Annotated in this window: 17 protein-coding genes; 7 read left to right on the top strand and 10 right to left on the bottom strand. The window is 73.4% G+C overall.

Annotated features, from left to right (window positions below):
• Window positions 1-58 precede the first annotated feature (58 nt).
• From OG272_RS37650 to OG272_RS37640, 3 genes are all read right to left on the bottom strand, one after another.
• Window positions 59-2,566: a beta-galactosidase gene (locus OG272_RS37650; RefSeq protein ID WP_405895576.1), complete on the bottom strand. Its 2,508-nt coding sequence runs from the start codon at window positions 2,564-2,566 to the stop codon at window positions 59-61.
• Window positions 2,566-4,347, bottom strand: coding sequence for a glycoside hydrolase family 35 protein (locus tag OG272_RS37645; RefSeq protein WP_405895575.1), 1,782 nt, complete (start codon window positions 4,345-4,347; stop codon window positions 2,566-2,568). Before OG272_RS37645 ends, OG272_RS37650 begins: the two co-directional genes overlap by 1 nt.
• Before the next feature lie 151 nt (window positions 4,348-4,498).
• Window positions 4,499-5,731 carry an MFS transporter gene (locus tag OG272_RS37640; protein ID WP_327727352.1) on the bottom strand — a complete coding sequence of 411 codons (1,233 nt, stop codon included), beginning with the start codon at window positions 5,729-5,731 and terminating at the stop codon, window positions 4,499-4,501.
• Between the two features lie 293 nt (window positions 5,732-6,024).
• On the opposite strand from OG272_RS37640, the gene OG272_RS37635 reads away from it, so the two are divergent.
• Window positions 6,025-6,480 (top strand): GNAT family N-acetyltransferase, encoded by a 456-nt coding sequence (locus OG272_RS37635; protein WP_405895574.1) that lies wholly within the window; start codon window positions 6,025-6,027, stop codon window positions 6,478-6,480.
• A 93-nt stretch (window positions 6,481-6,573) separates the two neighbouring features.
• Here the strand turns inward: OG272_RS37635 and OG272_RS37630 are convergent, their stop codons facing one another.
• Together OG272_RS37630 and OG272_RS37625 are read right to left on the bottom strand one after the other, a co-directional pair.
• Window positions 6,574-7,797: a hypothetical protein gene (locus OG272_RS37630; RefSeq protein WP_327727354.1), complete on the bottom strand. Its 1,224-nt coding sequence runs from the start codon at window positions 7,795-7,797 to the stop codon at window positions 6,574-6,576.
• A 369-nt stretch (window positions 7,798-8,166) separates the two neighbouring features.
• On the bottom strand, window positions 8,167-9,540 hold the full coding sequence (locus tag OG272_RS37625) for a monooxygenase (protein WP_405896116.1): 1,374 nt from the start codon (window positions 9,538-9,540) through the stop codon (window positions 8,167-8,169).
• Between the two features lie 281 nt (window positions 9,541-9,821).
• On the opposite strand from OG272_RS37625, the gene OG272_RS37620 reads away from it, so the two are divergent.
• The 3 genes from OG272_RS37620 (at window position 9,822) to OG272_RS37610 (ending at window position 16,369) form a co-directional block, all read left to right on the top strand.
• Window positions 9,822-12,932: an AfsR/SARP family transcriptional regulator gene (locus OG272_RS37620; RefSeq protein ID WP_405895573.1), complete on the top strand. Its 3,111-nt coding sequence runs from the start codon at window positions 9,822-9,824 to the stop codon at window positions 12,930-12,932.
• A 114-nt stretch (window positions 12,933-13,046) separates the two neighbouring features.
• Window positions 13,047-15,161, top strand: coding sequence for a BTAD domain-containing putative transcriptional regulator (locus tag OG272_RS37615; RefSeq protein ID WP_327727356.1), 2,115 nt, complete (start codon window positions 13,047-13,049; stop codon window positions 15,159-15,161).
• A 293-nt stretch (window positions 15,162-15,454) separates the two neighbouring features.
• On the top strand, window positions 15,455-16,369 hold the full coding sequence (locus OG272_RS37610; RefSeq protein WP_327727357.1) for a helix-turn-helix domain-containing protein: 915 nt from the start codon (window positions 15,455-15,457) through the stop codon (window positions 16,367-16,369).
• 40 nt (window positions 16,370-16,409) lie between these two features.
• Here the strand turns inward: OG272_RS37610 and OG272_RS37605 are convergent, their stop codons facing one another.
• Together OG272_RS37605 and OG272_RS37600 are read right to left on the bottom strand one after the other, a co-directional pair.
• Window positions 16,410-17,147, bottom strand: a complete 738-nt coding sequence (locus tag OG272_RS37605) for a YoaK family protein (protein ID WP_327727358.1) — start codon at window positions 17,145-17,147, stop codon at window positions 16,410-16,412.
• Between the two features lie 71 nt (window positions 17,148-17,218).
• Window positions 17,219-17,881 carry a hydrolase gene (locus OG272_RS37600; RefSeq protein ID WP_326575713.1) on the bottom strand — a complete coding sequence of 221 codons (663 nt, stop codon included), beginning with the start codon at window positions 17,879-17,881 and terminating at the stop codon, window positions 17,219-17,221.
• A 423-nt stretch (window positions 17,882-18,304) separates the two neighbouring features.
• Here OG272_RS37600 and OG272_RS37595 point away from each other — a divergent pair, with 423 nt between their 5' ends.
• From OG272_RS37595 to OG272_RS37585, 3 genes are all read left to right on the top strand, one after another.
• Window positions 18,305-19,276 carry an alpha/beta hydrolase gene (locus OG272_RS37595; RefSeq protein WP_327727359.1) on the top strand — a complete coding sequence of 324 codons (972 nt, stop codon included), beginning with the start codon at window positions 18,305-18,307 and terminating at the stop codon, window positions 19,274-19,276.
• 86 nt (window positions 19,277-19,362) lie between these two features.
• Complete coding sequence (locus OG272_RS37590) at window positions 19,363-20,079, top strand: alpha/beta hydrolase (protein ID WP_326575717.1); 717 nt, start codon at window positions 19,363-19,365, stop codon at window positions 20,077-20,079.
• Between the two features lie 285 nt (window positions 20,080-20,364).
• Window positions 20,365-21,780, top strand: coding sequence for a pyridine nucleotide-disulfide oxidoreductase (locus OG272_RS37585; RefSeq protein WP_327727361.1), 1,416 nt, complete (start codon window positions 20,365-20,367; stop codon window positions 21,778-21,780).
• Window positions 21,781-21,843: 63 nt separating this feature from the next.
• Here the strand turns inward: OG272_RS37585 and OG272_RS37580 are convergent, their stop codons facing one another.
• From OG272_RS37580 to murC, 3 genes are all read right to left on the bottom strand, one after another.
• Complete coding sequence (locus OG272_RS37580; RefSeq protein ID WP_405895572.1) at window positions 21,844-23,118, bottom strand: MAB_1171c family putative transporter; 1,275 nt, start codon at window positions 23,116-23,118, stop codon at window positions 21,844-21,846.
• A gap of 201 nt (window positions 23,119-23,319) precedes the next feature.
• Complete coding sequence (gene msrB, locus OG272_RS37575; protein WP_086757636.1) at window positions 23,320-23,727, bottom strand: peptide-methionine (R)-S-oxide reductase MsrB; 408 nt, start codon at window positions 23,725-23,727, stop codon at window positions 23,320-23,322.
• Between the two features lie 13 nt (window positions 23,728-23,740).
• Window positions 23,741-25,126 (bottom strand): UDP-N-acetylmuramate--L-alanine ligase, encoded by a 1,386-nt coding sequence (gene murC / locus OG272_RS37570; RefSeq protein WP_405895571.1) that lies wholly within the window; start codon window positions 25,124-25,126, stop codon window positions 23,741-23,743.
• Window positions 25,127-25,154 lie beyond the last annotated feature (28 nt).

Below are 25,154 nucleotides of genomic sequence, written 5' to 3'. Positions count from 1 at the left end.
GGCGCAGCCCCTTGAGGATGGGACGGGTAGGGGCGGCGGGGGCGAGGAAAGCCGGGGATCAGCCGGGACGGAGGGGCCAGGTGCGGACGGTGGTGCACTCCGCCCTGACGATCTCCGCCGGAATCTCGGAGTCCCCCGTCCAGCCCGGTACGTACACGGCCGCCCCGGCGGGCAGCGGCAGCACACGCAGCCGCAGCCCCTCCGCCCGCAGCGCCTCCGCCGGCAGCCGGTCGAGGCCGATGTCCCAGACACGGCCCGCGTGGAACTGGTCGGCGACGAGGCGATCCCCCACAGAGGCGCGGCCCACGTCGCCGGTCCAGTGGACGCGGAGGAGGGTGCCGGGCGGTGGATCGTCCGGCAGCGCGATGGCGTACTCGGCGGCCACCGTGTCGAAGTACTCGTCGGCAGGCACACTCGCCCGTCCCAGTACGCCCGTCGTGACCGGCGGCGCCTCGCCCGCGGGTCGGACCAGGGTGACCGGCAGTACGCCTTCCGTGCCGCCGGGTCCGCGGCGCCCGTCGTCCTCCGCCACCACCGTGTAGCGGACGAACACCCCGTCCGCCGCCTCCTTCACCATCGCCCCGGCCACCACCGGAGCCCGCTCCGGGGCGGGCAGGACGGCGAACGACGGTTCCGGGGCCGTGCTGTGGACGCGTACCTCGTCGGCGTGGGCGTCGAAGACGACGCCGCCGTCGGCGAGGACGAGCCGCTCGGCGCCCCAGGCCGGGCCCCGGTAGGCGGTACGGGCCGTCGCCGCGTCCAGGACCAGGAGGCCGACACGGCCGCCGTCGGTGGTGTCGACCTCGACCAGCGCATCCGTGCCGGGGCGCAGCCCGGTCACCAGGATGCGGTCGCCCGCGGTGGTGACCTCGCCCGACGGTGCGCGGACCGTCGTCACCGTGCGGATGTCCAGGGCGAGTTCGGGGGTGATGCCGTCGGTCGCGGCCAGGACCAGGACCGTACGGCCGCGCCCGTCGTCGACCGTGCAGACGGGCTGCGCGGTGGCCCAGTCGAGCCGCAGCCCGGCGACGTCCAGCCGCAAGGGCCAGCAGAAGTAGGCCCCTCGGGGGATCGTGACAGGTGCGCTGGGCAACGACAGAACCTGCCCGGCCGCGCTCACGGAGCCGGCCGAGCCGGCCGAGCCGGCCGAGCCGGCAGAATCCTCCGCGCCCCCCGCGCCCCCCGCGCCCGCCGCATCCGCCGGGCTCCCCGGGAGCTCGATCGTGAACGTCGTGCCCGGGTGGTCCGGCAGCGGCTCGTGCGGCTGGTGGTTGTTGACGAAGAGGAAGCCCGATCGGCCGTCGCCGCGGACCGCCCACCGCAGCGTCTCCCGGTCGTCCTGGCCTGCCGGCCGCCGCTCGGGCAGGACCGAGTCCATCGGGGCGATTCTGTGGCCGAAGTCGGCCAACAGAAGGTGCTGGAGGCGGAGTTCGTCGTAGGAGGGGCGGTACTGGCCGTACTCGCCGAGGGGGGCCTGGAAGTCGTAGGTGAGGACGGGGAGGTCGTTGGGACAGCCGGTGGCGTGCGACTCCTGGAGGGTGGTGAGGTCCCCCGGCGGGTTCGTGCCGCCGTGGAACATGTAGTAGCCCTGCCAGACCGATCCGCAGCCGATCTTGGTGAGGCCGAGGGCGCCGATGTCGGCGGCGTCGACGCGCGGCCGACGGTGGTAGGACACCGCCATGCCGCCGCCCAACTCGCAGGTGGCCCAGGGGAATCGACCGGCCAGCGCCTGCGGATCACCACCGCGTACCGTCGTCGGACGGAGGTCCGCGCCGATGCCCTCGTCGTCGCGCTGGTGGGTGAAGAAGAAGTGCTTGCGGCAGGTGTCGGGCCAGCCGCCGTCCGCCTCGGTCCAGAAGGTCTCGGTGTAGCCGCCGTAGAGGGGAAGGAGTTCGTCGGGCGGCAGTCGCACGCCGCCCCAGGCTGTCGACGTCCAGAGGGGAGCCGACAGGCCGGCCTCCTGGGCCATCCGTTTCAGCGTGAGCAGATGGCCCGGCTGGTCGTACAGCTCGTTCTCGATCTGGATCGCGACGATCGGGCCGCCGTGGGAACGGTCCAGGCCGTGGAGTTGTTCGGCGATCGCCGCGTACCAGGTGCGGACGGGGGCGAGGTAGGCCGGGTCGTCGGTGCGGGGTGCGTCCGTGCGGGCCAGCACCCAGTCGGGCAGGCCGCCGCCCCGGACCTCGGCGTGGACCCACGGGCCGATGCGGGGGACGAAGTCCAGGCCGTGGCGGGCGCAGAGTTCGGCGAAGCGGCGCAGGTCGCGGTCGCCGTCGAAACGGATGCGGCCCTCGGTCTCCTCGTGGTGGATCCAGATGACGTACGCCGCGACGACCGTCACCCCGCCCGCCTTCATCTTCAGCAGTTCCTCCTCCCACTCCCCCGCCGGGTAGCGGGTGTAGTGGAACTCGCCGGAGACCGGGAACCACGGACGGCCGCCCCGTGTCAGCCAACGGCTGGTGACCTCGATGGGATCGGCGGCCTCCGGCGCGTCGACGAAGGGGAGGTGGCCGCGCAGGGGCGGCTCCTGCCCGACGGGGAGCCGTAGATGGTGGGCCGACGCCATCAGGGCTTCACCGGGCCCAGGTCGGGTGTGTCCGTGAACTCGGCGCGGGAACTGGTCGTGGCGTTGAGCTCCAGCAGCACCAGGTCGTTGGCGCCGGGGCGCAGGACCGGGGCGGGGACGTACAGGGTGCGCTGCGGGCCCCGGTTCCAGTAGCGGCCGAGGTGGAAGCCGTTGATCCAGGCCTGGCCCTTGGTCCAGCCGGGCAGGGCGAGGAAGGTGTCGGCGGGGGTGTCGACGTCGAAGGTGCCGTGGTGGAAGGCGGGGACGGTGACCGGGGTCGCCTCGGCGGAAGCGGGGGCGAAGGGGACCGTGGACAGGTCGGCCAGCGGCAGCCGGTGGGTGGCCCAGCCGAGCAGGGCGGTGCCGTTGAAGGTGACCGGGCCGAGCAGGCCCTTGGCGGCGCCGATCCGGGGGCCGTAGTTGACGCCGCCCATGTTCTCGACCAGGACGTCGAGTGTGGCGCCGGGGGTCGGGACGCGCAGGGGCAGGGTCTCGTCGTGGCGTTCCCGTTCCAGTACGCCCACCGGGGCGCCGTCCACGAAGACCTGGGCGCGGTCGCCGACACCGCCGGCGAAGTGGAGCAGACCGTCGCCCGCCTCGGGGAGGGTCGTGCGGTAGAGGGCATAACCGGAGCGCTGCCCCAACTCCTCCATCGTGAGCGGGTGTTCGGTGCGTTCCACCGGGGCTTCGAGGGAGGTCGCGTACGGCAGCAGGGGTGCCTGTCGGTTCAACTCCACGGTGATTCCGGAGAGTTTGGGTGCGGGGGCCGGGGCCGGTTCGTCCGGGACCGGGGCGTGGCGGGCGATCACCTCACGGAAGGCGTGGTACTTGGACCCGGGGTCGCCGGACTCGGTGAGGGCGGCGTCGTAGTCGTAGGAGGTGACGATCGGGGCGTAGCACTGGTCGTGGTTGGCGCCGTTGGTGAAGCCGAAGTTGGTGCCGCCGTGGAACATGTAGATGTTGACGGAGGCGCCGGCCGCCAGGAGTTTGTCGAGGTCGGCGGCGGCGCTCTCCGCGTCCCGCACGTGGTGCTCCTCGCCCCAGTGGTCGAACCAGCCGATCCAGAACTCCGAGCACATCAGCGGCCCTTCGGGCATGTGGGCCCGCAGCGCCTTCAGTGACTCCTCGATCCTGCCGCCGAAGGTGGCGGTCGACAGGACGCCGGGCAGGCTCCCGGCGGCCAGGTGGTGGCCGGAGCCTGCCTGGTCGCAGGTGAAGAGCAGCTCCTCGACGCCCCGGGACCGCAGCGCCTGGTGCACGTGCTTGAGATACGCGGTGTCGTCGCCGTACGCCCCGTACTCGTTCTCGACCTGGACGGCGATGACGGGGCCGTCGTTGGCGGCCATGTACGGCAGCAGCGGGGGCAGCAGGATGTCGAGGTAGCGGTCGAGGGCGTCCGTGAAGCGGGGGTCGCTGGAGCGCAGCCGGATGTCGGTGTCCGAGGTGAGCCAGGAGGGCAGGCCGCCGCCGTCCCACTCGGCGCAGATGTAGGGGCCCGGGCGCAGCAGGACGTGCAGGCCCTCGGCGCGGGCCAGGCTCAGATAGCGGGGCAGGTCGAGCAGTCCGTCGAGGACGAGTGGGCTGTCCGGGTCGGGCTGGTGGAGATTCCAGGGGACGTACGTCTCCACGGTGTTGAGGCCCATCAGCCGGGCCTTGCGCAGCCGGTCGGCCCACAGGTCGGGGTGGATGCGGAAGTAGTGCATCGCGCCGGAGATGATCCGGAACGGTTCACCGTGGAGGAGGAAACCGTCGGTCGATGTGGTCAGAGCGGGCGTGCGCAAGGCTGTTTCCCTTCGGCTGGGGCGTACGGCGGGCGACGGCAGGGACGGATCCGGCGTACGGGTGGGGGGCTCGGGCGTACGGGTGGGCGGCTCGGGCGTACGGGTGGGGGCTCGGGCGTACGGGTGGCTGGGCGGGGTCGGTTCAACCGGGTCACAGGGCAGGCGGGTCGGTGCGGGTGGCGCGGATCAGCCACAGGGTGGCCAGCAGGCACACGGCCGAGACCGCGCAGAGCAGCAGCGGGACCGCGCGGACGCCGGACCACTCGATGGCCTTGCCGAGCGCAGGGCCCGCCGCCACTCCCCCGATCATGGAGGCGGCGATGACGAGCGCGCCGGCCCGGCGGGCCCGGGGTGCGGCCGCGTTCAGCCAGGGCAGTCCGGTGGGGAAGATAGGGGCGATGAACAGGCCGACTCCGGCGTAGGCGTACGGGGCGAGCCAGGGCACCGAGGCCAGCAGCAGGCAGACGGTCATGCCGGCGCAGGAGACGGTGATGATCGCCTGGGGTGAGTGGCGCAGGGCGAGGGGGGCGACCAGGAAGCGGCCGACCGTCATCATCAGCCAGTACACGGAGGTGGCCGTCGCGGCGGCGCCGGCGCCATATCCGACCGTCTCCAGGTGGGTGGGTTCCCAGCCGCCGACCCCGGCCTCGATGCCGACGTGCAGGACGTAGAGGGTGACGAACACGGCGAGCACCGAGCCCAGGCTGCGGCCGCGCGCGGACCCGCCCGCCGTCGTCCCGGTCGTGCCGGTCGTCCCGGTCGTGCCGGAACCGGGCTGGGGCACCTGGTCGCGGACGCCGCGCAGGCAGAGCAGCAGCGGCAGGTTGGCGGCGGCGAAGGCGAGGAAGAGCGCCGGATAGTGCTCGGCGCCGACGGCGGCGACCAGGGCCGGGCCGAGGATCGCGCCGATGCCGAAGTGGGCGTTGAGGATGTTCAGCATGGCGGTCGAGCGGTGGCCGAAGCCGACGGCGAAGAGCTGGTTGAGACCGTAGTCGATGCCGCCGAAGCCCAGTCCGGCGAGCAGGGCGGCGGCCAGAGCGGCCGGCCAGTTCGGGGCGAGGGCGAAGCCCGCGGCGCCGAGGGCCATCAGCAGGTACGAGGTGCCGAGGATGCGTCGGTTGCCCATCCGCCCGTAGAGCCGGTCGAAGAGCAGCACGCCGGCGACCCCGCCGACGAAGTGGGCGCTCAGCCCGAGTCCGGCGGCCGACGGCGACAGGCCGAACTCGTCACGGAAGGCGGGGATGGCGGGGCCGTAGAGCGCCTGGAGCGCGCCGATGAGGACGAAGCCGACACAGGACGCGACCACCGCGGCAGGGCTGAACACCCCTGCCTCCGGGGCCGGTCGGATCTGCCTCACCTCTTGCGCGGTCGGTGTGTCGGGCACGCGGGACTCCACCTCTCCGTGACGGGGACCCTCGCAGTGTTACCGGTAACATCACCGCCGTCAAGCAGGCCTGGGTGACGGGTGCGGTACGGGAGAGGCGGGAGGGGCTCGGGAGGTGGTCGGCCGAGCGGGGCGAGGGAGGGAGCGGCCCGCTCGTGGCGGGTGGAATTTCCCGGCGGTGGCTCCGTGGACTGTGTTTCCATGCAGCCGTGAAGAGTGAGAGCAAGGCCGGTGGACGTGCGACCCCTGTTGTCCGGTATCGGACCGATCGCGATCTCGGGAACTGCGCCCCGGTGCTCGCGGAGGTCCACGAACGCGACGGCTATCCGCTGAACCGGCCCGACCGGCCCGCTGAATGGCTGACGCCGCCCTCGCTCGTCGCCGCCTGGGTGGTGGAACTCGACGGCCGGATCGCCGGTCATGTCGGCCTGTCCCGGAGCGGCGCGGACGACGCGGCGCCCGGACTGTGGAGCGCCCGTACGGGTGCGGGCGTCGACGAGACGGCCGTGGTCAGCCGACTGTTCGTCGCTCCGTCGGCCCGTGGCCGGGGGTTCGGCGCGTTGCTCATGGCCCAGACCGTCGCCGAGGCGCGGCGGCGCGGTCTGCATCCGGTGCTCGACGTGGTGGCGTCCGACACCGCCGCGGCGGCCCTCTACGAACGGCTCGGCTGGCAGCTACTGGACACGGTCGAGCAGCGGTGGAGCGCGGACCAGACGGTGACCGTCCGGTGCTACGCGGCGGCGCCCTGATCGCAGCGTCGGCCCCCGGAGTGGCCTGAGCCGGGAGCGGCAGGGCGGGCGCGCCCGGGAGCGGGTTCCGGGCGCGCCCTGCGGGAGGGCTGGTCAGCAGATGCTTTCCGTGCTGTTGACCAGGCGGTTGTTGCGGAAGGTGGTGTTCTCGCCGCAGGGGCTCTCCCTGATGGACGAGTTGGTGACCGTCAGGTTCTGGACGGCGATGTCACGGTTGTTGGCGAACTCCGATCGCGCCGCGAGCCGGATCTCGCCGCCGCCGGAGACCGTGCCGCTCTGGGCGGCGAGGTTCACGTTGTAGCAGTTCTCGATCAGGATCGCGTTGTTGCCGGTGTTGGTGAGGTTGACGCGGTCGATGACCGCGCCGCCGCTCTCGGAGACACAGAAGACGCCGCGTCCGCCGCCGCGCGCGATCACCTCGCCGACCCGGATGTTGGTCGGGTACGAACTGCCCACCCGGCCGTTGCGGTTGGCCATGCGGAAGGCCGCGTAACCGGTGCCGGCGCCCGCGCCGTCCGCGTCGACCTTGGTGACCGTGGCGTTGATCGTCTGGTTGAGGAGCAGTCCTGACTCACCGACGTCGCGGGCGGTCACCGTGCCCACGGTGAGCCCGTCGACGCCGTACGTCTCGACGGCGTGGCTGCTCGCGCCGGACACGTACACGTTGTCGATCCTGACGTTCCGCGTCCACTGGCTGGTGTCGCCCCGGTTGTCGATCCGGACGCCGAGGCCGCGCGAGAGGCGCATGTCGAGCTGGCCGAGGACGACGTTCTGGACGTTGCGCAGGAAGATCCCGTACAGCGGGGTGCCGGTGAGGTTGAGGTGCTGGACCTCGATGTCGCGGGTGCCGCGGGAGTAGACGGGCGCCTGGTCGCCGGAGCCCGTGCCGGTGACGTTGATCGTGCCGCACACGTCGAGCACGGTGTAGCTGGGCAGCGAGACCCGGGAGCCGGCGCCGATGGATCCCGAGCCGCGCACGACGACCCGCTCCTTCGAAGTCCGGCCGGAGGTGAGGCTGTTGACGGCGGCCTGGATCGCCGCGCGCATGTCGGTGCCGGTGTACGTGACGCCGCTGCCGCGCCGGGCGGTCCAGGTGGAGCCGCTGAGCACGGCCTCCGCCTGGTACGAGCCCTCGCCGCACGCCGCCGCGACCCGCGCCTCGGCGGCAACCGGGGCCGCGGCGAGTTCCGGGGCCGGGCTCGCGGGTGCGGTCAGCGCGGCGGCCCCGGTGAGCAGGGCGGTGGCGCAGGCCGCGGTGGCGAGGGCTCGTGTGCGGCGCGCGGTGGGGGTACGGGGGTCCACCGCAACCACGGTCATGGCAGCGGAGTTTGACGCTCCGTCAGGTATGGCGGGCATGGCGGTGTCCGTGGGCTGGGCTGCGGCTCTGCGTCCCATTTCGGCTTCTCCTGTGGGGGGATCGGCGCGCCTGCCGTGCGTCCGCCGTCCGCCGCGCACTCCTGGTCGAACCCGAGTAGAACCTGAGTCGACCCAAGTCGAACCGGATTCGACCGGGTCGTCCACGGTCGGGGGACCCGACGGGCCGATGACCTGGAGTGGCGCGGGCGCGTACGGGACCGGGCCGTACGGCGGTGTTGCGGCAGGCGATCCATGTGGCGGGTCGCGAGTGTGGCAAGCGCTTTCCCCCGGAGTCAAGGGCCCGGAGGCGGAGTCCTCCGTTCCCTCACGTCACTCACGCGTCATCGGCGGCTCGGCAGGGGTCTCCTTGGCGGGCCCGAAGAGAACGGCCCGGGCCACGGGCGGGGCGAACAGGGCGCCGAGCGGTTCCTTGAGGGAGACGACGGAGCGGAAGGCGCGGCCCACGACGGGGTCGCCCGGGACGCGTTCCTGCACCCGGCGCAGATACCAGCCGGCGACGCGGTCCGCGGGCCGGACGGCGACCGCGTTGCCGATCGCTCCCGGCATCTTCTTGTCCGCCCCGGCCGAGATGTCCCACGCCTGCCGCGACGTCGCGAGCAGCGCCCGCTGCACCCGGCGGGTGGTGGGCGTACGACGCGGGTCGGCCAGCGCGTCCCGCAGGGCCACGGCGCTCAGCGCGGCGACGGCCATGCCCTGCCCGTAGATCGGGTTGAAGGTGCACAGGGCGTCGCCGGTGGCCAGGAATCCGGCGGGGCGGCGGCCGGGCAGGTCGTAGCGGCGTCGTACGTTCGCGGTCCGCCGGAAGCCGGAGACCGGCGACAGCGGCTCGGCTCCGCGTATCCAGCGGTGCACCACGGGGTGCGGCAACCGCTTGGCGTAGGCCTCGAACTCGTCCTCGTCCGTGGGCGGTTCGTCGCCGCGCAGGCCGGAGAAGGTGGCCAGGTGGGTGCCGTCCTCCAGGGGGACGACGACGGCGCCGTACGGCTGTGCGGGGTCGGGGACGATGTGGAGGCCGAGCGCGTCGGCGGACGGTTCACCGCCCAGGGTTCCGCCGGTGTCGCGGTAGACGCGGGAGGCGTACGCGAGCCCCGTGTCGATGATCTCCTCGTGCGGGGCCTCCGCTCCGACGGCCGCCAGCCATCGCGACGCCTTCGTGCCGCGACCGGTGGCGTCGACGACCAGGTCGGCGGCGAGTTCCCGCTGTTCGTCCCGGGCTCCGGCACCGCGCTCGCGCACCAGCACGCCCCGAACGCGTGTGGCGTCCCCGAGCAGGCCGACGGTGTCGGTCCCCTCGACGAGCGTGACCGACGGCTCGGCGAGGACCCGACGCCGCACCAACCGCTCCACCTGCGCCCGCGACCCGGTGTGTATGTGGGTCGACGCGGGCACCCGCCGGAACCAGCGGCCGTTCTGGAACTGCACCATGTCCGCCGGCATCCCGACCCGCGGCGCGCCCGCCGCCTTCAGCTCCGCCATGAACCCGGGCAGCAGCGCGTCCAGGGCGCGTTGGCCGCCCTCCAGCAGGACATGCGGGTGCCGGCTCTGCGGTACGCCCGGCCGGGACGCCGTCCCCTCCTCGTCCTCCTTCGGGAGACGGTCCCGTTCCACGATCGTCACCCGCTCGGCGTGACCGACGAGAGCCCGCGCCGCGAGCAGCCCCGCGAGGCTTCCCCCGACCACCACCGCGTGCCGCCCGGCCGATCCGGCCGCGTCGACCGAGTCCCGAAGACCGTTCTTCCGTACCGAGTTCACCGACTCCACCCCTCTTTTCGGAGACCTATTCGATTTCGATGAACAGCTGTATCACCGGCGGCGGCGACCCGGCGGGGCGGCGCACCGGTGACGGTGCCGAGCCCGGCTCCCTCAGGGGCGATGACATGCGCGTAACTCTGGGTAAGACGCGGAGTCACGTATGGTCATGGGGCGGGGAGAAGATACGAGATACGAGATACGAGGAGGGCCAATTGGCGCTGGAGCCGGTGCGGTTCGCGGTTCTGGGGTCGGTGCGGGTGGAGCGGGCGAGTGCGGCACCGGCGTGGGGACGTCCGCAGGAGAGGGCGCTGTTGGGGCTGTTGCTGGTGCGGGCCGGGCAACCGGTGGCGGTGAGCGAGATCGTCGATGTGCTGTGGGGGAGACGGCCGCCGGACAGTGCCGTGAACGTGGTCCGCCGTCATGTGGGTTCGCTGAGGCGCATGGTGGAGCCCGGTCTGCCCAACCGTGCCGTCGGCCGCTGGCTGATACGGGACGCGGGCGGATACCGGCTCCTGGTCGACGCCGACTCCCTGGATCTGCTGCGGTTCCGCGCGCTGCGGGACGAGGCGCGTCGGGTGGGCGGCGACACCCGCGAGTCGGCGGCGCGGGTCGTGAAGCTGCTCACCGAGGCCGTGGGTCTGTGGCGCGGGCCGGTCGGAGACGGGCTCCCCGCCGAGGTGCGGGACCGCGCCGGGTTCGGGGCGGTCGATCGTGAACGGCCGGCGGCCGTACGGGACGCGGCCGACGCGGCGCTGCGCGCCGACTGTCCCGCCGCCGTCCTGCCGATGCTCCAGGAGGCCGCGGCCGCAGACCCGTTGGACGAGCCGCTGCTGGCCCGGCTGGTGCTCGCGCTGGCCGCCACCGGGCGCGAGGCCGAGGCGCTGGGCACCTACCGGGCCGCCCGCGCGAGGCTCGCCGACGAGTTGGGCATCGATCCGGGGCCGGAACTCCGCGACGCCCGGCAGACTGTACTGCGGGCCACCGGGCGGGCCGACGCGACATCGCACAAGGACGATCCGCACCACGCAGGTCCCCACAGCAGCGGTCGGCACGACATCGGCCATCACAACACCGGTACGCACAGCACCGGTACGCACAACACCGTTACCCACAGCGCCGGTTCGCGTCGCGCAGCCGCTTCCTCGGAGGCCGCGACCACGGCGGCCGTGACCACGGCGGCCGGCTCTCCGACCCCGCACGGCGCGGCCCCCGTACCCGCCGCCGTTCCCGCCCAACTCCCCCACGACCTACCGATGTTCACCGGGCGGAGCGCCGAGCTGGAGCAGGTGTTGGCGCTCCTCGCCGACCACGGCGGTGACAGCCACGACGGTGACGACGGCAATGTCGATGTCAATGTCGATGGCGGCGGTGACAGCAACGACGGCGACGGCGTGCGCCCCGCCGGCACGGTGGTGATCAGCGCGATCGGCGGTATGGCCGGGATCGGCAAGACCACACTCGCCGTGCACTGGGCACACCGGGTCGCCGACCGGTTCCCGGACGGGCAGCTCTACGTCAACCTCCGGGGGTTCGCGCCGTCCGGTGCGGTGATGGGCGCGGGGGAAGCGGTGCGGGTCTTCCTCGACGCGTTGGGGGTCCCCCCGGAGCGGGTCCCGCACGGGGTGGACGCCCAGGCGGCGCTGTACCGCAGCCTGTTGGCGGGCCGGCGGTACCTGGTGCTGCTGGACAACGCGCGGGACACCGAGCAGGTGCGGCCGCTGCTGCCGGGTACGCCCGGCTGTCTGACCATCGTGACGAGCCGCAACCAGCTGTCGGGCCTGGTCTCCGCGCACGGCGCCCACACCCTGGCGTTGCGTCCGCTGGACGCCGGGCAGGCGCGGACGTTCCTCGAACGCAGACTGGGAGCCGGACGGCTCGCGGGTGAGGCACGGGCGGTGGCGGAGATCGCGGCCCTGTGCGGGGGACTTCCGTTGGCGCTGGCCTGTGTCGCGGCGCGGGCCGCGGCGCACCCGGGCTTCCCGTTGTCGGCGATCGCGGCGGAGCTGCGCGCGGCGCACGGCAGCCTGGACGCGTTCAGCCGGACCGACGCGTCCGCGAACGTCGGGGCGGTGTTCTCCTGGTCGCTGAGTGCCGTGTCGGCCGAGGCAGCACGCCTCTTCCCGCTGCTGGCACTGCATCCCGGCCCGGACTTCTCCGTGGCGTCGACGGCCGCGCTCGCCGAGCTGCCCGTACGCCGGGCGCGCTCGCTCCTGACCGAGCTGGCCGACGTCCACCTCGTGGGCGAGCCCGCCCCCGGCCGATACGCCCTGCACGATCTGCTGCGCTCCCACGCTGCCGAACTCCTGGCGGATCAGGTCCCGGACGCCTGGCGCGAGGAAGCCACCGAGCGGCTGTACGCGTACTACCTGCACAGCGCGCACGCCACCGAGCCGCTGCTCGCCCCGTACGCGGACCCGATGCCACCGGGCCCGCCCCCGGCCGGCCTGCGCGCCGAGCCGCTCGTCGGCCACGCGCAGGCGCTGGCCTGGCTGACCGCCGAGTATCCGGTGCTGCTCGCCGTCGTCGGGGCGGCGGCCCGGTCCGGCCGCGACCGGGCGGCGTGTCTGCTCGCCTGGGCGCTGGAGCCGTTCTTCGACCGGCGGGGGCACTGGCACGACTGGGCGACCGTCCAGCGGATCGCGCTCGACGCGGCGCTGCGCATGGCCGAACCCGCCTGGGAGGCCAGGGGCCTGCGCGCGCTGGCCCGGGCCGAGAGCCGGCTCGGTCTGCACGGGTCGGCCCGCCCCCGCCTCGACCGTGCGCTGGAGCTCTTCACCGGCCTCGGGGACGACATCGGGCGCGCCGACACCCATCGCAGCCTCGGCTGGACCCGCGACCAGGAGGGGGATCTGCCCGGCGCCCTCCACCACAACCGGCTGGCCATGGAGCTGTTCCGGAACAGCGGCCGTCGTGCCGCGTACGCCAGTGTCCTCAACTCCGTCGGCTGGTACCACGCGCTGCTCGGCGAGCACCGGGAGGCCCTGAACCACTGCCACCAGGCCCTGCCCCTGCTCCAGGAACTCGGCGACCGCTACGGCCAGGCCGCCACCTGGCACACCATCGCCTACGCCCACCACCACCTCGGCCGCCACCCGAACGCCCTCCTCGGCTACGGCCACGCCCTCGCCCTCTACCGGGAGTTGGGCGTGCCGTACCTGGAGGCCTGCACCCTCGTCCACCTCGGCGACACCCATGCCGCGATGAGCGACCACGACACCGCCCGCGAGGTGCGGCAGCAGGCCCTCACCCTTCTCATCACCCTCGGCCACCCCGACGCCGACCGGGTCCGGTCCCTGCTCACCGCGAGCGAACGATGCGGGTGACCGGCGCCCTCTCCCTGGCGAGGACCTCGCGTGAGGTGCCGTGCCGGGGCGGGCCGATCGGGTCGACCTCAGCCAACCGACCCGCTTCTGTGGGCACGTGATGTGGGAGACGTGATGCGGAGGGACGTGATGCGGTTCGACGTACTGGGACCGCTTCGGGTGCGCCGGGGCGAGGAGGAGCTCGACCTCGGTTTCCCCCAACAGCGGGCGCTGCTGGGGCTGTTGGTGGTGCGTGCCGGTCGGCCGGTGCCGTTGGGCGAGATCGTCGACGTGCTGTGGCCCGAGCGGGCGCCGGCCAGCGCGCGGAACGTGGTGCGCCGGTACGCCGGTTCGCTGCGGCGACTGCTCGAACCCGGGCTGCCGCCCCGGGCTCCCGGACGACGGCTGCTGCGCCGGGCCGGGGGCTATCTCCTGGAGGCGGGCGAGGACGAGGTCGACCTGCTGCGGTTCCGCGCGCTCACCAAGCGGGGCAAGCGGGCGGCGGCCACCGGACGGTCCGAGGCGGCGTCGCGGCACTTCGTGGACGCGCTGAGCGAGTGGCGCGGTCCGGTGGCGATGGGGATCCCCGCCGCCGTACGGGAGCACACCGTGTTCGCCGCAGTGGAACGCGAGTTGGTTCACACGGCCCGGATGGCCGCCGACGCGGCGCTCCTCGGCGGGAGGACCGAGCAGGTGCTGCCCCGGCTGCGTCAGGCCCTCGAACTCGACCCGCTCGACGAGTCGTTGCACGCCGCGCTCGTCTTGGCCCTGGCCTCCTCCGGCCTCCAGGCGGAGGCCCTGGCCGCGTACGAACGTGTACGACGGCTGCTGGCCGAGGAGTTGGGGGTGGCACCCGGCACGGAACTGGCCGCGGCCCACACCCGGGTGCTCCGGCAGGAGTGGGGGCCGGCCGGTCCGCACCCGGCACCGGGCTCCCCGGCGGCCCGGACGGCCGGACCGCCGGGACCCCCTTCGAACACGCCACGGCCCGGACCGGCTTCCGCCCCCGCCGCCGGCCTCTCCCCGCTGCCGCCCGACCTCCCGGCCTTCGTCGGCAGACGGTCCGAACTCGGACGCCTGGCAGAGCTCACGGACGCGGTCGCCGTCTCCGCCGGGGCGCCCCCGACCGTACGCGCCCTCCACGCGGCGGCGCCCGCCACCGTGCTGATCAGCGGGATGCCCGGGATCGGCAAGACGGCCCTCGCGGCGCACTGGGCACGCATGGCCGCCGGACGCTTCCCCGACGGCCGACTCCACGTCGACCTGAGGGGGTTCGACGCGGTCGAGGCACCCCTGGACCCCGCGGAGGCGCTGCGCGGGATGCTCACCGCGCTCGGGGTACCGCCCGCGCGTATGCCGGGCCGCACGGACTCCCTCGCCGGCCTGTACCGGAGCCTGTTGGCCGGCCGGCGGCTGCTGGTCCTGCTGGACGACGCGGCCGACACCGAGCAGGTACGGCCGCTGCTGCCCGCGTCGCCGGGCTCCCTGACCCTGGTCACCAGCCGCAACGGGCTGTCGGGGCTGATCGCTTCGGGCGCCCATCCGCTGCGCCTGGGCCTGCCGTCGGCGGCGGACGCGCGGGCGATGCTGGCGGCACACCTCGGGCACGACCGGCCGACCGCCGAGCCCGAGGCGGCCGACGAGATCGTCGCCCGGTGCGGCCGACTGCCCCTGGCCCTGCGGATCGTCGCCGCCCGCGCCACCGGCCGCCCCGGCCGCCCCGGTCTCCCGCTTCCGGCCCTCGCCGCCGAGCTGCGTCACACCCGGGACAGCCTCGACGCCTTCGCCGACACCACAGGAACACCCCACACGGGTACGGCCTTCGCCGGCGCCGCAGGAACACCCCACACCCGTACGGCCTTCGCCGCCCCCGGAGGGACGCCCGACTCCCCTCCCGGCCCCGTCGGCACCGATGAGAGGTTCCGCGCCCCCAACGGCCCCGCCACCACCGACGTCGGCGAGACGCCCGACCTCCGCGCCGTCTTCGCCCGCTCGTACCGTCGTCTGCCGCCGGAGCACGCCCGGCTGTTCCGTCTGCTGCCGCTGCACCCCGGCCCCGACCTGGACCCGGACACGGCAGCATCCCTGGCCGGCCTCCCGGCCCGTCGGGCCCGGCTGTTGCTCGACGACCTCGCCGACGCCCACCTCGTCACCGAACACGCGCCGGGCCGCTACGCCCAGCACGACCTGCTGCGCGTCTTCGCCGCCGAGCGGGCCCGGACGTACGACTCGCGCACGGGTGACGTCTAGCCCCTTCATGGCGTGATGTGCCGGGACGCTCCGGGCCGTGGGACCGGGTCCACGACCTGTTCCACCACTGCGGCGCGATGGCACCTGGCTGGAGGAGTGGGTCGCGCAGGCGTGTACGGCGGCCGGAGTCCAGGCGAGCAGCTACTGGGTGAAGGGCTTCCGGACAGCCGTCCCACCGCAAGGCCCACAGCCGCCACCGTCACTTCACGGTCACTCTTTTTTCACATCTCCCTTCCTACGCTCCGGGTGCAGTGATGGACGGTGTGTTCGAACAGCCGTGGAGGAAGCGACAGATGACCAGGTCCGACACCAGCACCCTCGCGGCGGCGGGCCTCCGCATCGCGGTCCTCGACCTCGATCCCGCCCTCGACGGGAGGGCCACGGGGCTGCCCGGGGACGGGCGGCCCGGGACAGGGGCGTACCGGCTGACCGCGCGGACCGGCGGCGCGTACCTGTTGGTGGGGGTGCGCGGGGCCGGCGTCCCGCCCGCCGGACGGACACCGGATGTCTCCCTCCAGCCGGGGGACATCTGCTTCTACGACGCGAACCACCCGCCGTTACCGGACTTCCCCGGGCGCTGCCGGCTCAAGGTCTTCCTCGTCCCGTGCGAGGAACTGGGGCTGGACGACGGCGACCTGCGGCGCGTCGTCGCGACCCCCGTCGCCCGGTCCTCCCGGCTGGGGACGCTGCTGTCGCCGTTCCTGTCCGAGCTCGCGGACACGGCGGTCGCCGCCGCCCCCGTGGTCGGCGAGATGCTCGCGCGGAACGCCGTGAACCTGCTGGCCACCCTCGCCACGGAGCAACTGGGGAGGACCGGGACGGACACCCCCGGCGGCCGGTCGCCGCTGGTGGCACGTGTCCTGCGGTTCATCGACGAGCACCTGGCCGACGCGGACCTGTCGCCCGAGGTGATCGCGGGGGCCCACCACATCTCGGTGCGCTATCTGCACAAGCTCTTCCAGGACGAGGGCACGACCGTGGGCCGCTGGATCCAGCGGCGCCGACTGGAGGAGTGCCGCCGCGACCTCGTCCTCGGCGTCCGCAACCGCCGTACCATCGCCTCGGTCGCCGGCCGCTGGGGCTTCCTGAGCGCCACCCACTTCAGCCGGGTCTTCCGGGCGGCGTACGGCATGTCACCGAGCGAGTGGCGGGACTCCGCGGGACGGGTTCCGGCAGGCGGACGGGGCATGCGGCCTCGTAGCCGGTAGACCGGAGGCAGGCGGACGGGCAGCCGGCACCACCCGCGTCTCAGTCCGGCGGCCTCGTCCAGGCCGCGTTCGCCGCCGAGAACCGGTACGCGGCCACCGAGGTCGCCGTGAGCAGCAGCAGCGCCAGGCCCAGGGTGAGCGTGAGGTCGGTGTGCAGCAGGAGGAGGGCTCCGGCGAGGGCGCCGAGGAACATGGCGAGGACGGAGAGGAGGCGGCGACCGGGCCGGGGTGCCTCCCCGCCGGCCTGGGCGGAGTCCGCCGCCAGGCCCGTCAGGGTGAGCGTCAGCACGGTGGTGGTGAGGTCGGGCACACCGAGGCGCCGTACGACCGCGTTCTGCAGGCCCATGGCGAGACCGAGGAGCACGATCAGGGCGTACGTGACGGGGTCGTCGACCCGGTCGTCGGAGACGGCGGCCGTGAGGACGGCCCCGGCGACCAGCACCGCCTGGAACACCGTGGCGACGGCCAGCAGCCGTCCTCGGTGGGCCGCGAACCGCGCCGCGGACCGGCCGCCGGCCACGGCGCCCGCGAGGAACGCGGCCATGGCGACGACGGACGCGAGCGCGGACAGCCCGTCGGCGCCGGCCAGGGCGAAGCCCAGGAAGACCACGTTGCCGGTCATGTTGGCGACGAACACGTGCCCGAGGCCCAGATAGCTGACGGCGTCCACGACCCCGGTCACCACCGTCAGGGTCAGCATCAGTGGCGGCAGCGGTCCGTGCCGGTCGCCGCGCGGCGGGGCGAGGGTGTGGACGAGGTCCGTCAGCAGCTTGTGCACAACCCGCCACTCCTTCCGCTCCGCCGGGCGGAGCACCGTCCGTGAGCCGTCCGTGAGCCGTTCGTGAGCCGTCAGCCCGCCGCGTGCTCGCCGATGACGGCCTGCGCATAGACGATCCCGAGACCGTAGGCGCCACCGTGCTCCTTGACCACCTCGGTGGTGGGCCCGTACGTCTCCGCGCGCGCCCAGTCGCGCTGAAACTCCAGGAGCACCTGTACCCAGGTGACCGGTACGGCGCCGGCCTGGATCATGCGCTGCACGGCGTGCTCGTGGGCCTGCGGGGTGACGCCGCCGGACGCGTCGGTGACGACGTAGACCTCGTAGCCCTGGGCGAGCGCGGACAGGGCGGGCAGGACGACGCAGACCTCGGTCCACAGGCCCGCGATGACGAGCTTCTTGCGGCCGGTGGCCTTCACCGCCTCGACGAAGGCGACGTCCTCCCAGGCGTTCATCGTCGTACGGTCGACGATCTTGTGGTCGGGGAAGACGTCCGCGAGCGGCGGCAGGAGCGGGCCGGAGAAGGACTCGGCGGCCACCGTGCTGAGGACCACGGGCACGTCGAAGACCCGGGCTGCCTTGGCCAGGCCCACGGCAGCGTTGATGATCGCGGTGCGGTCGCCGCTGCCGGTGCCGAAGAACATCTGCGGCTGGTGGTCCACGAACAGGACCGCGCAGTTGTCGGGGGTGAGCAGGTCGGGTCCGGGGGTTGCGGTGACCTCGTCGATGTCGACCACGGGGGGTGCCTTTCCTGAGAGGGGGACGCTTCGAAATGCGGCGCCGCGTTCGAAGCTAGGCGGGACGGTCCCTTCTCCGTGTTCCGGCAGCGCACCGCGTTCGTCCTCACAGCGCACCGGGCTCGGCGTTCCGCGTGTCCGTGCGCTCTCGGACCGGCTTCCGTGCGCTGGCGGGCAATTCCCCACGCCCTTCCGGCTCTAGCGTGCTGGCCGAAGCGCTGCCCGCACGGCCCACACGGCCGGCCTGTCCCACACGGCCGGCCTGTCCCGCGCAGCGGGCATGTCCCGCACACCCCATCGCTCGACACCACCGCAACACATCGCTCGACACCGCAGCACGCCGCAGCGCAGCACGCCGCACCGCATCGCAGCGCCGCACGCCGCACCACACCGCAAGACATCGCGACACATCGGGAGAACCACATGTCCGACACCTTCGAGCCGACCCGGCCGGTCCTGGAGCCGGCGGCCGCCGCCTTCGCGGAGGCCACCGCCAACCCGCCCTTCCTCTTCGAACTGCCGCCCGCGGAGGGCCGGAAGGCGGTCGACGAGGTGCAGTCCGGCGAGATCGAGAAGCCGGAGATCGACGAGGAGTGGATCACCGTCTCGGGCGGCCCGACGGGCAGTGTCCGGGCACGCGTCGTGCGGCCCGCCGGCGCCGAGGGCGTCCTGCCGGTGGTTCTCTACATCCACGGCGCGGGCTGGGTGTTCGGCGACGCGCACACCCACGACCGGCTGGTGCGCGAGCTGGCGGTCGGCGCGCACGCCGCCGTGGTCTTCCCCGAGTACGACCTCTCCCCCGAGGCCCGCTACCCGGTGGCCATCGAGCAGAACTACGCGGTCGCGAAGTGGATCGTCGAGCAGGGCGCGTCCAAGGACCTGGACGGTACCCGGCTGGCGGTCGCCGGTGACTCGGTCGGCGGCAACATGACCGCCGCGCTGACCCTGATGGCCAAGCAGCGCGGTGACGTCCCGCTGGTCCAGCAGGTGTTGTTCTACCCGGTGACGGACGCGAGCTTCGACACCGGCTCCTACCACCAGTTCGCCACCGGCTACTTCCTGCGCCGTGACGGCATGCAGTGGTTCTGGGACCAGTACACGACCGACGAGGCCGAGCGTGCCCAGATCACCGCGTCCCCGCTGCGGGCGAGCGTCGAGCAGCTCAAGGACCTGCCGCCGGCCCTGGTCATCACCGGCGAGGCCGACGTCCTGCGCGACGAGGGCGAGGCGTACGCCAACAAGCTGCGCGAGGCGGGCGTACCGGTGACCGCCGTGCGCTTCCAGGGCATCATCCACGACTTCGTCATGCTCAACGCCCTGCGGGAGACGCACGCCGCCGAGGCCGCGATCACGCTGGCCACGGGCACCCTGCGCACCGCGCTGCACGGCAGCTGACCCCGCCCGACCCCCTGGACACCCACGACCCCCGAGACACCCACGGTCGCCGGGCGCACCCGGCGACCGAGAAGGAGAACCCCGCCATGTCCCCCACCCCCACCGTCCTCCTCGTGCACGGCGCCTTCGCCGACGCGTCCAGCTGGGCCGGCGTCATCGAGGAACTGCGCGGCCAGGACATCCCGGTCCGCGCGCTGTCGAACCCGCTGCGCGGCCTGGCCTCCGACGCCGCGTACGTCGCCTCCGCGGCGGCCCAGATCGACGGCCCCGTCGTCCTCGTCGGCCACTCCTACGGCGGCGCGATCATCACCGTGGCCGGCGCCGCCGAGAACGTCGTCGGCCTGGTCTACGTGGCCGCGTACGTCCCCGAACAGGGCGAGAGCCTGGGCGAGTTGCAGGGCCGCTTCCCGCTGTCCCCGCTCGTCGCCAACCTCGACGAGTGGACGTACCCCGTCGAGGGCGCCGACCCCGCCGTGGAGGTCACGATCAAGGCGGACGCCTTCCCCGGCATCTTCGCCGCCGACGTCCCGGCCGAGGTCACCAGGATCCTCGCCGTCTCCCAACGCCCCCTGTCCGCCTCGGTGTTCACCGAGCAGACCTCGACCGCCGCCTGGCAGGCCAAGCCCTCCTGGGCCGTCGTCGCCGACGCCGACGAGGCCATCAACCCCGACGTCCAGCGCTTCGGCGCCAAGCGCGCCGGTGCCACCGTCACCGAGATCGAGGGCGCCTCCCACGCGGTGGCGGTCTCCCGCCCCAAGGAGGTCGCGTCAGTGATCCGCGACGCGGTACGGGCCACGAGCTGACCGTCCGACGAAGGAGGCCCCGCCCGATGTGTCACCGGGCGGGGCCGCGTCCCGTCCCCCGGCGCCCCGGCGCCCCGGCGCACATCCCCCGAGCCGCCGGAGCACCTTACCTACCACGCTCGTTGAGCAGCGGCTGGGCGAGCTGCGGGCCGCCACCCCGGGTGCGGGCGGCGAGGGAGGCGAGGGGGCCCGGGAGGTCTCGTCTGCGCACTGTTGCTTTGATCTTCTAGGGCGATCAGGCACGCGAGGGTACGGTGAGGGCTTCCACCAAGCGCAGGGGGATCCATGCCGCGTACCGCGGTCGTCATCGGTGCGAGTATGGCCGGCATGCTCGCCGCAGCGGCCCTGGCCCGGTCCGTCGACGAAGTGATCGTGCTGGAACGCGACGAGCTTCCGGACGCACCCCGACCGCGCAAGGGCCTCCCGCAGGGCCGCCACGCCCATGTCCTCCTGCCCAGCGGACGCGACGCCATCGACGAGCTCGTGCCCGGGGGCGGCGTGCGCAAGCGGCTGCTGGCGGCGGGCGCCCGGGAACGCGGCCTCACCTCGGGCCTGGTGACGCTGGGCCCGCAGGGCTGGTACCGGCGCTCACGCCACCACGACACCCACCCCCTGCTCATCGGCAGCCGCGACCTGCTGGACTGGACCGTCCGCGACGCCGTCCTCGAGAGCACCACCCGCGTCAGGATCCGGCGGGCCTCGGCCACCGGCCTCCTGGGCACCGCCGAGCGGGTCACCGGCGTCCGGATCACCGGTGACGGAGGCGGGGACCGGGCCGAGGAGAGTCTGCGCGCGGAGCTGGTCGTGGACGCGAGCGGCCGCGGCACCCGTGTCGAGCACTGGCTCGCGGCCCTCGGCATCACCGGTATCCGCAAGGACGTGGTCGACTCCGGGCTCGTCTACGCGACCCGTCTCTACCGCATCCCCGAGGGAGCGGAATCCTTCCCGCCGGCGCAGGTCACCGCGGACCCGGCGGCCGGCCGGCCCGGCCGGTCGGGGCTCCTCCTCCCGATCGAGGGCAACCGCTGGCTGGTCAGTCTCAGCGGCACCCGGGGTGCCGAACCCACCGGCTCACCCGACGACTTCGTGCCCTTCGCGCGCGGCCTGCGCCACCCCCTCGTGAGCCGGCTGATCGCCGGCGCCGAGCCGCTGACCGACGTGACCCTCAGCCGCAGCACCCGCAACGAGCGCCGCTACTTCGAGAAGTCGGGGACATGGCCCGAGGGCCTGGTGGCACTCGGGGACGCCGTCGCCACCTACAACCCGGTCTACGGGCAGGGCATGTCGGTGGCCGCGCTCGGCGCGCGCGAGCTGGGCCGGGAACTGGACCGGACCGGCGTCGGCGCGCCCGGACTGGCACGCCGGGCGCAGCGGGCGGCCGCGAAGGTGGTGAACGCCGCCTGGACCATGTCCGTCGGCCAGGACCAGTGGTTCCCCGGGGTCCGCGGCAAGTCCCCCACGATCGCCGACCGCCTGCTGTCCGCCTACACCGGCCGCATGGCCCGCGTCGCCACCGGCTCGTACCGCGTCTCCGCCGCCATGTGCAGGGTGACCACCCTCCAGGCGGACGCCCTCCACCTGCTCCACCCCGCCCTGCTCCTGTCCACCGCCCTGGGCCCGGTCCTCCCACCGCTGTCGGGCCCCCCACTCACCTCGCGAGAGCGGGAGATTCTCCGGGACCTCAGCACCACCGCCCCGTAGGGATCGCGGGGCGGTGCCGATGGGCGACTCCGCCGCGTGGGCGCGGCCGGCCCCCACCCGGCTTCATCGCGCCTGTCGACTCTTCGCGCGCTCCGCGCGCACCGCGCCCTCGACGACGCCCGCCCGTACCGCCCGGGACATCCGGATCAGGGAGGGCTGGCCGGTGTCCAGGCTCTGCCCGCCGGCCGCGGGGCCCGCGTACCCGCCGGCGAGTCCGGCGACGGCGTCGAGGGCGACGCTGTCCAGGACGGCCGGATCCAGGCCCCCGGCACGGTCGTGGGCGCCGACCAGCGCGGCGACGGCCACCATGGCCGCGTCCCCGATGGCCTCGGCCTCAGCGGTGCTCGAACCGAGGGAGAGCGCCTGGCGGTAGGCACGCTCCCGGACGGCCTCGTCGAAGTGGACGGACACGTCCCGAAGTCCGTCCCGGATGGCCGTCGTGCGGTGGGTCAGACGGAGCTCGACGTCGCCGAGAGAGCGCCAGGACAGCAAGGGGTTGCGCCTGTTGCGTCTGATGCGTCTGTCGCGCCTGTCGCGTCTGATGCTGCTGTTCCCGGAGCCGACGAGCCGGAAGAGCGGGCCGAGGCGCAGGAAGGCCACGAGGCTGTCGATGCGCGGCCCGAGCAGCGGCAGGACGTAGCCCGCCGAGGTGAGGGCCGCGCCGACGGTGACCAGCATCGGCGCCAGCCGGGTGCTCAGCGGATCCCAGTGGTACCCGCTCCAGCGGCCGGCGACGGCGATCATCTTGACCACGCCGTACGTGCTGGTGCACAGCCACCCGACGGCGAGCACGGCCAGCGCCCGCCGCGTCCAGCCGCTGATCCGGAGGGTCCAGCGCCAGCACAGGAACGTGGTGGTGAAGGCCGCCGCCATGTGGGCCACGAGATAGAGGACGATCATCTCGCGGATGAACGGCGTGCCGGCGTAGTAGGTGTCGAAGTCCGTGCGTCGCTCGACGGGCGCGTCCCCGGCCGCGAAGAGCGCGGTCTGCACCCCGATGATCACGGTGTACGTGAGCAGCCACCTGCGGGAGACCCGCCGCAGCCGGGCGGGGTCGTCGGCACCGCGCCAGTGGACGATCAGGACGAGCGACGCGGCGGAGAAGGCGTTCACGGCCCCGTAGGTGACGCACGCGGCGGCGTTGGGCACGCCGACTATGTGGTTGATGAGGCCGACGGTGGGCGGGGCGCCGAGGGCGAAGCAGAAGCCGGCGAGGAAGATCACGGCACAGAGCGCGCGTTTCAGCGGGTCACGCCAGTTCTCCCGCAGGCCGGGCAGTTGGGCCGCGAAGCCGGTCCACAGGACGCCGGCCGCCAGGAAGTAGACCAGTCCGTTCACGTCAGGCCACGGGCCCCGTCCGAGGGGCTTCCCGATCCGCCCGACGGGCGGGGCCGGTGCCCGACCGGGCCTTCGACCTCTTCGTCTTCCGCTCGATCCGCCCCGTCAACACCCTTCACACAGTAGTCACGTAGTCAACCCCGGCAACAGGCGTACGGGCGACGACAGGTGAGAGGGCGTCAACGGCTCCCCGGCCCGAGGTCAGCTCTCGTCGGCGGCCAGCGTCAGCGAGATGCTGTTGATGCAGTACCGCTGGTCGGTCGGGGTGGCGTACCCCTCGCCCTCGAAGACGTGTCCGAGGTGCGAGCCGCACCGGGCGCAGCGCACCTCGGTGCGCACCATGCCGTGCGACCGGTCGGAGAGCAGCTCCACCGCGTCGCTGTCCTTCGGGTCGTAGAAGGACGGCCAGCCGCAGTGCGACTCGAACTTCGTGTCGGAGGTGAAGAGTTCGGCACCGCAGGCGCGACAGGAGTAGACGCCCTTGGTCTTGGTGTCGGTGTACTCACCGACGAACGCGGGCTCCGTACCGGCCTGCCGCAGCACGGCGTACTCGGCTGGTGTCAGCTCCGCGCGCCACTGCTCGTCCGGCTTCTCGACGTCGTACGACATGAGCCTCAGCCCCTCAGCTGGAAAGACGGTCCAGGATCTGCGGGCCCAGGTCCGTCACGTCACCCGCGCCCATGGTGAGAACGAGATCACCCGGCTTCGCCATTCCCGCGATCACGTCGGGCACCTCTGCCTTGTCGTGCAGGGCCGTGACGTCGGCGCCCGCGTTCCGCGCCGCCTCGATGATCAGCTCGCTGGTGACCCCCGGGATCGGGTCCTCACGGGCGGGGTAGATGTCGAGGACGACCGACGCGTCCGCCAGCCCCAGGGACTGCCCCATCTCCGTGCCCAGCTCCTGGGTGCGCGAGAACAGGTGCGGCTGGAAGACCACCAGGATCCGCGCGTCCCCGGCGGCGGCCCGCATGGCCTCCAGGTCGGCGGTCATCTCGGTCGGGTGGTGCGCGTAGGAGTCGATCACCTGGACGCCCCCCGCCTCGCCCTTCAGCTGCAGCCGCCGCTTCACCCCGGTGTACGCGGCCAGTGCGGGCGCCAGCTCGGCCGCCGGCACGCCCAGCGCGACGCCGGCCGCCAGCGCGGCCACCGCGTTGTGCGCGTAGTGCCGCCCGGGCACGGACACCGCGAAGACGAGCTCCTGCCCGTCCAGCACCACCGTGACCTCGCTCTTCAGCCCCTGCGGCACGACCGACAGCACCCGTACGTCGGCGTCCTCGCGCTCGCCGTACGTCACCACGCGCACCCCGGACAGCCGGGAGGTCAGCTCCCGCGCGCCTTCGTGGTCGGCCGAGATCACCAGCGTGCCACCGGGCACGATCCGGCCCGCGAACGTCTCGAAGGACTCGTAGATCTCGTCCATGGACGCGTAGTTGGCGTGGTGGTCCAGCTCCACGTTGAGGACGATCGCCACCTCGGGCGCGTACTTGTGGAAGCTCCGGTCGCTCTCGTCCGCCTCGGCGACGAAGATCTCCCCGTCGCCGTGCAGCGCGTTCGACCCGGGTACGTCGAGATCGCCCCCGATGGCGTACGACGGCTTCAGCCCCAGCTCCCCGAGCGACACCGCCAGCATGGACGTCGTCGTGGTCTTGCCGTGCGTCCCGGCCACCGCGATCGGCCGCAGGCCGTCCATCAGCCGGGCGAGCGCGTCCGACCGATGGACGACGGGAATGCCCAGCTCGGCGGCGCGGGCCAGCTCCGGGTTGTCCGCCCGGATGGCCGACGACACAACCACACACGTGGCGTCGTCCGCGAGGTGCTCCCCCGCGTGCCCGATGTGCACGGTCGCCCCGAGCGCCCGCAGCGCCTCGGCCGTCTCCGACTCCTTGGCGTCGCTGCCGGCGACCTTGGCGCCCCGCTGCGCGAGGATCTTCGCGATCCCCGACATCCCGGCCCCACCGATCCCGATGAAGTGCGGCCGATCCATGGCGGTAGGCAGTCCGGGTGCCATGTCTGTTCTCCAAGCGACGGTACGAAGA

Source organism: Streptomyces sp. NBC_00104 (genome assembly GCF_045160825.1).
Classification (GTDB): Bacteria; Actinomycetota; Actinomycetes; order Streptomycetales; family Streptomycetaceae; genus Streptomyces.
This window is presented reverse-complemented; position numbering and strand designations above follow the sequence as displayed.

Excerpts from the sequence above, each read along its gene's own strand:
- msrB (WP_086757636.1), bottom strand. The coding sequence starts at position 23,727 with ATGTCGTACGACGTCGAGAAGCCGGACGAGCAGTGGCGCGCGGAGCTG.
- OG272_RS37615 (WP_327727356.1), top strand. The coding sequence starts at position 13,047 with ATGCGGAGGGACGTGATGCGGTTCGACGTACTGGGACCGCTTCGGGTG.
- murC (WP_405895571.1), bottom strand. The coding sequence starts at position 25,126 with ATGGCACCCGGACTGCCTACCGCCATGGATCGGCCGCACTTCATCGGG.
- OG272_RS37610 (WP_327727357.1), top strand. The coding sequence starts at position 15,455 with ATGACCAGGTCCGACACCAGCACCCTCGCGGCGGCGGGCCTCCGCATC.
- OG272_RS37630 (WP_327727354.1), bottom strand. The coding sequence starts at position 7,797 with ATGACCGTGGTTGCGGTGGACCCCCGTACCCCCACCGCGCGCCGCACA.
- OG272_RS37585 (WP_327727361.1), top strand. The coding sequence starts at position 20,365 with ATGCCGCGTACCGCGGTCGTCATCGGTGCGAGTATGGCCGGCATGCTC.
- OG272_RS37590 (WP_326575717.1), top strand. The coding sequence starts at position 19,363 with ATGTCCCCCACCCCCACCGTCCTCCTCGTGCACGGCGCCTTCGCCGAC.
- OG272_RS37595 (WP_327727359.1), top strand. The coding sequence starts at position 18,305 with ATGTCCGACACCTTCGAGCCGACCCGGCCGGTCCTGGAGCCGGCGGCC.
- OG272_RS37650 (WP_405895576.1), bottom strand. The coding sequence starts at position 2,566 with ATGGCGTCGGCCCACCATCTACGGCTCCCCGTCGGGCAGGAGCCGCCC.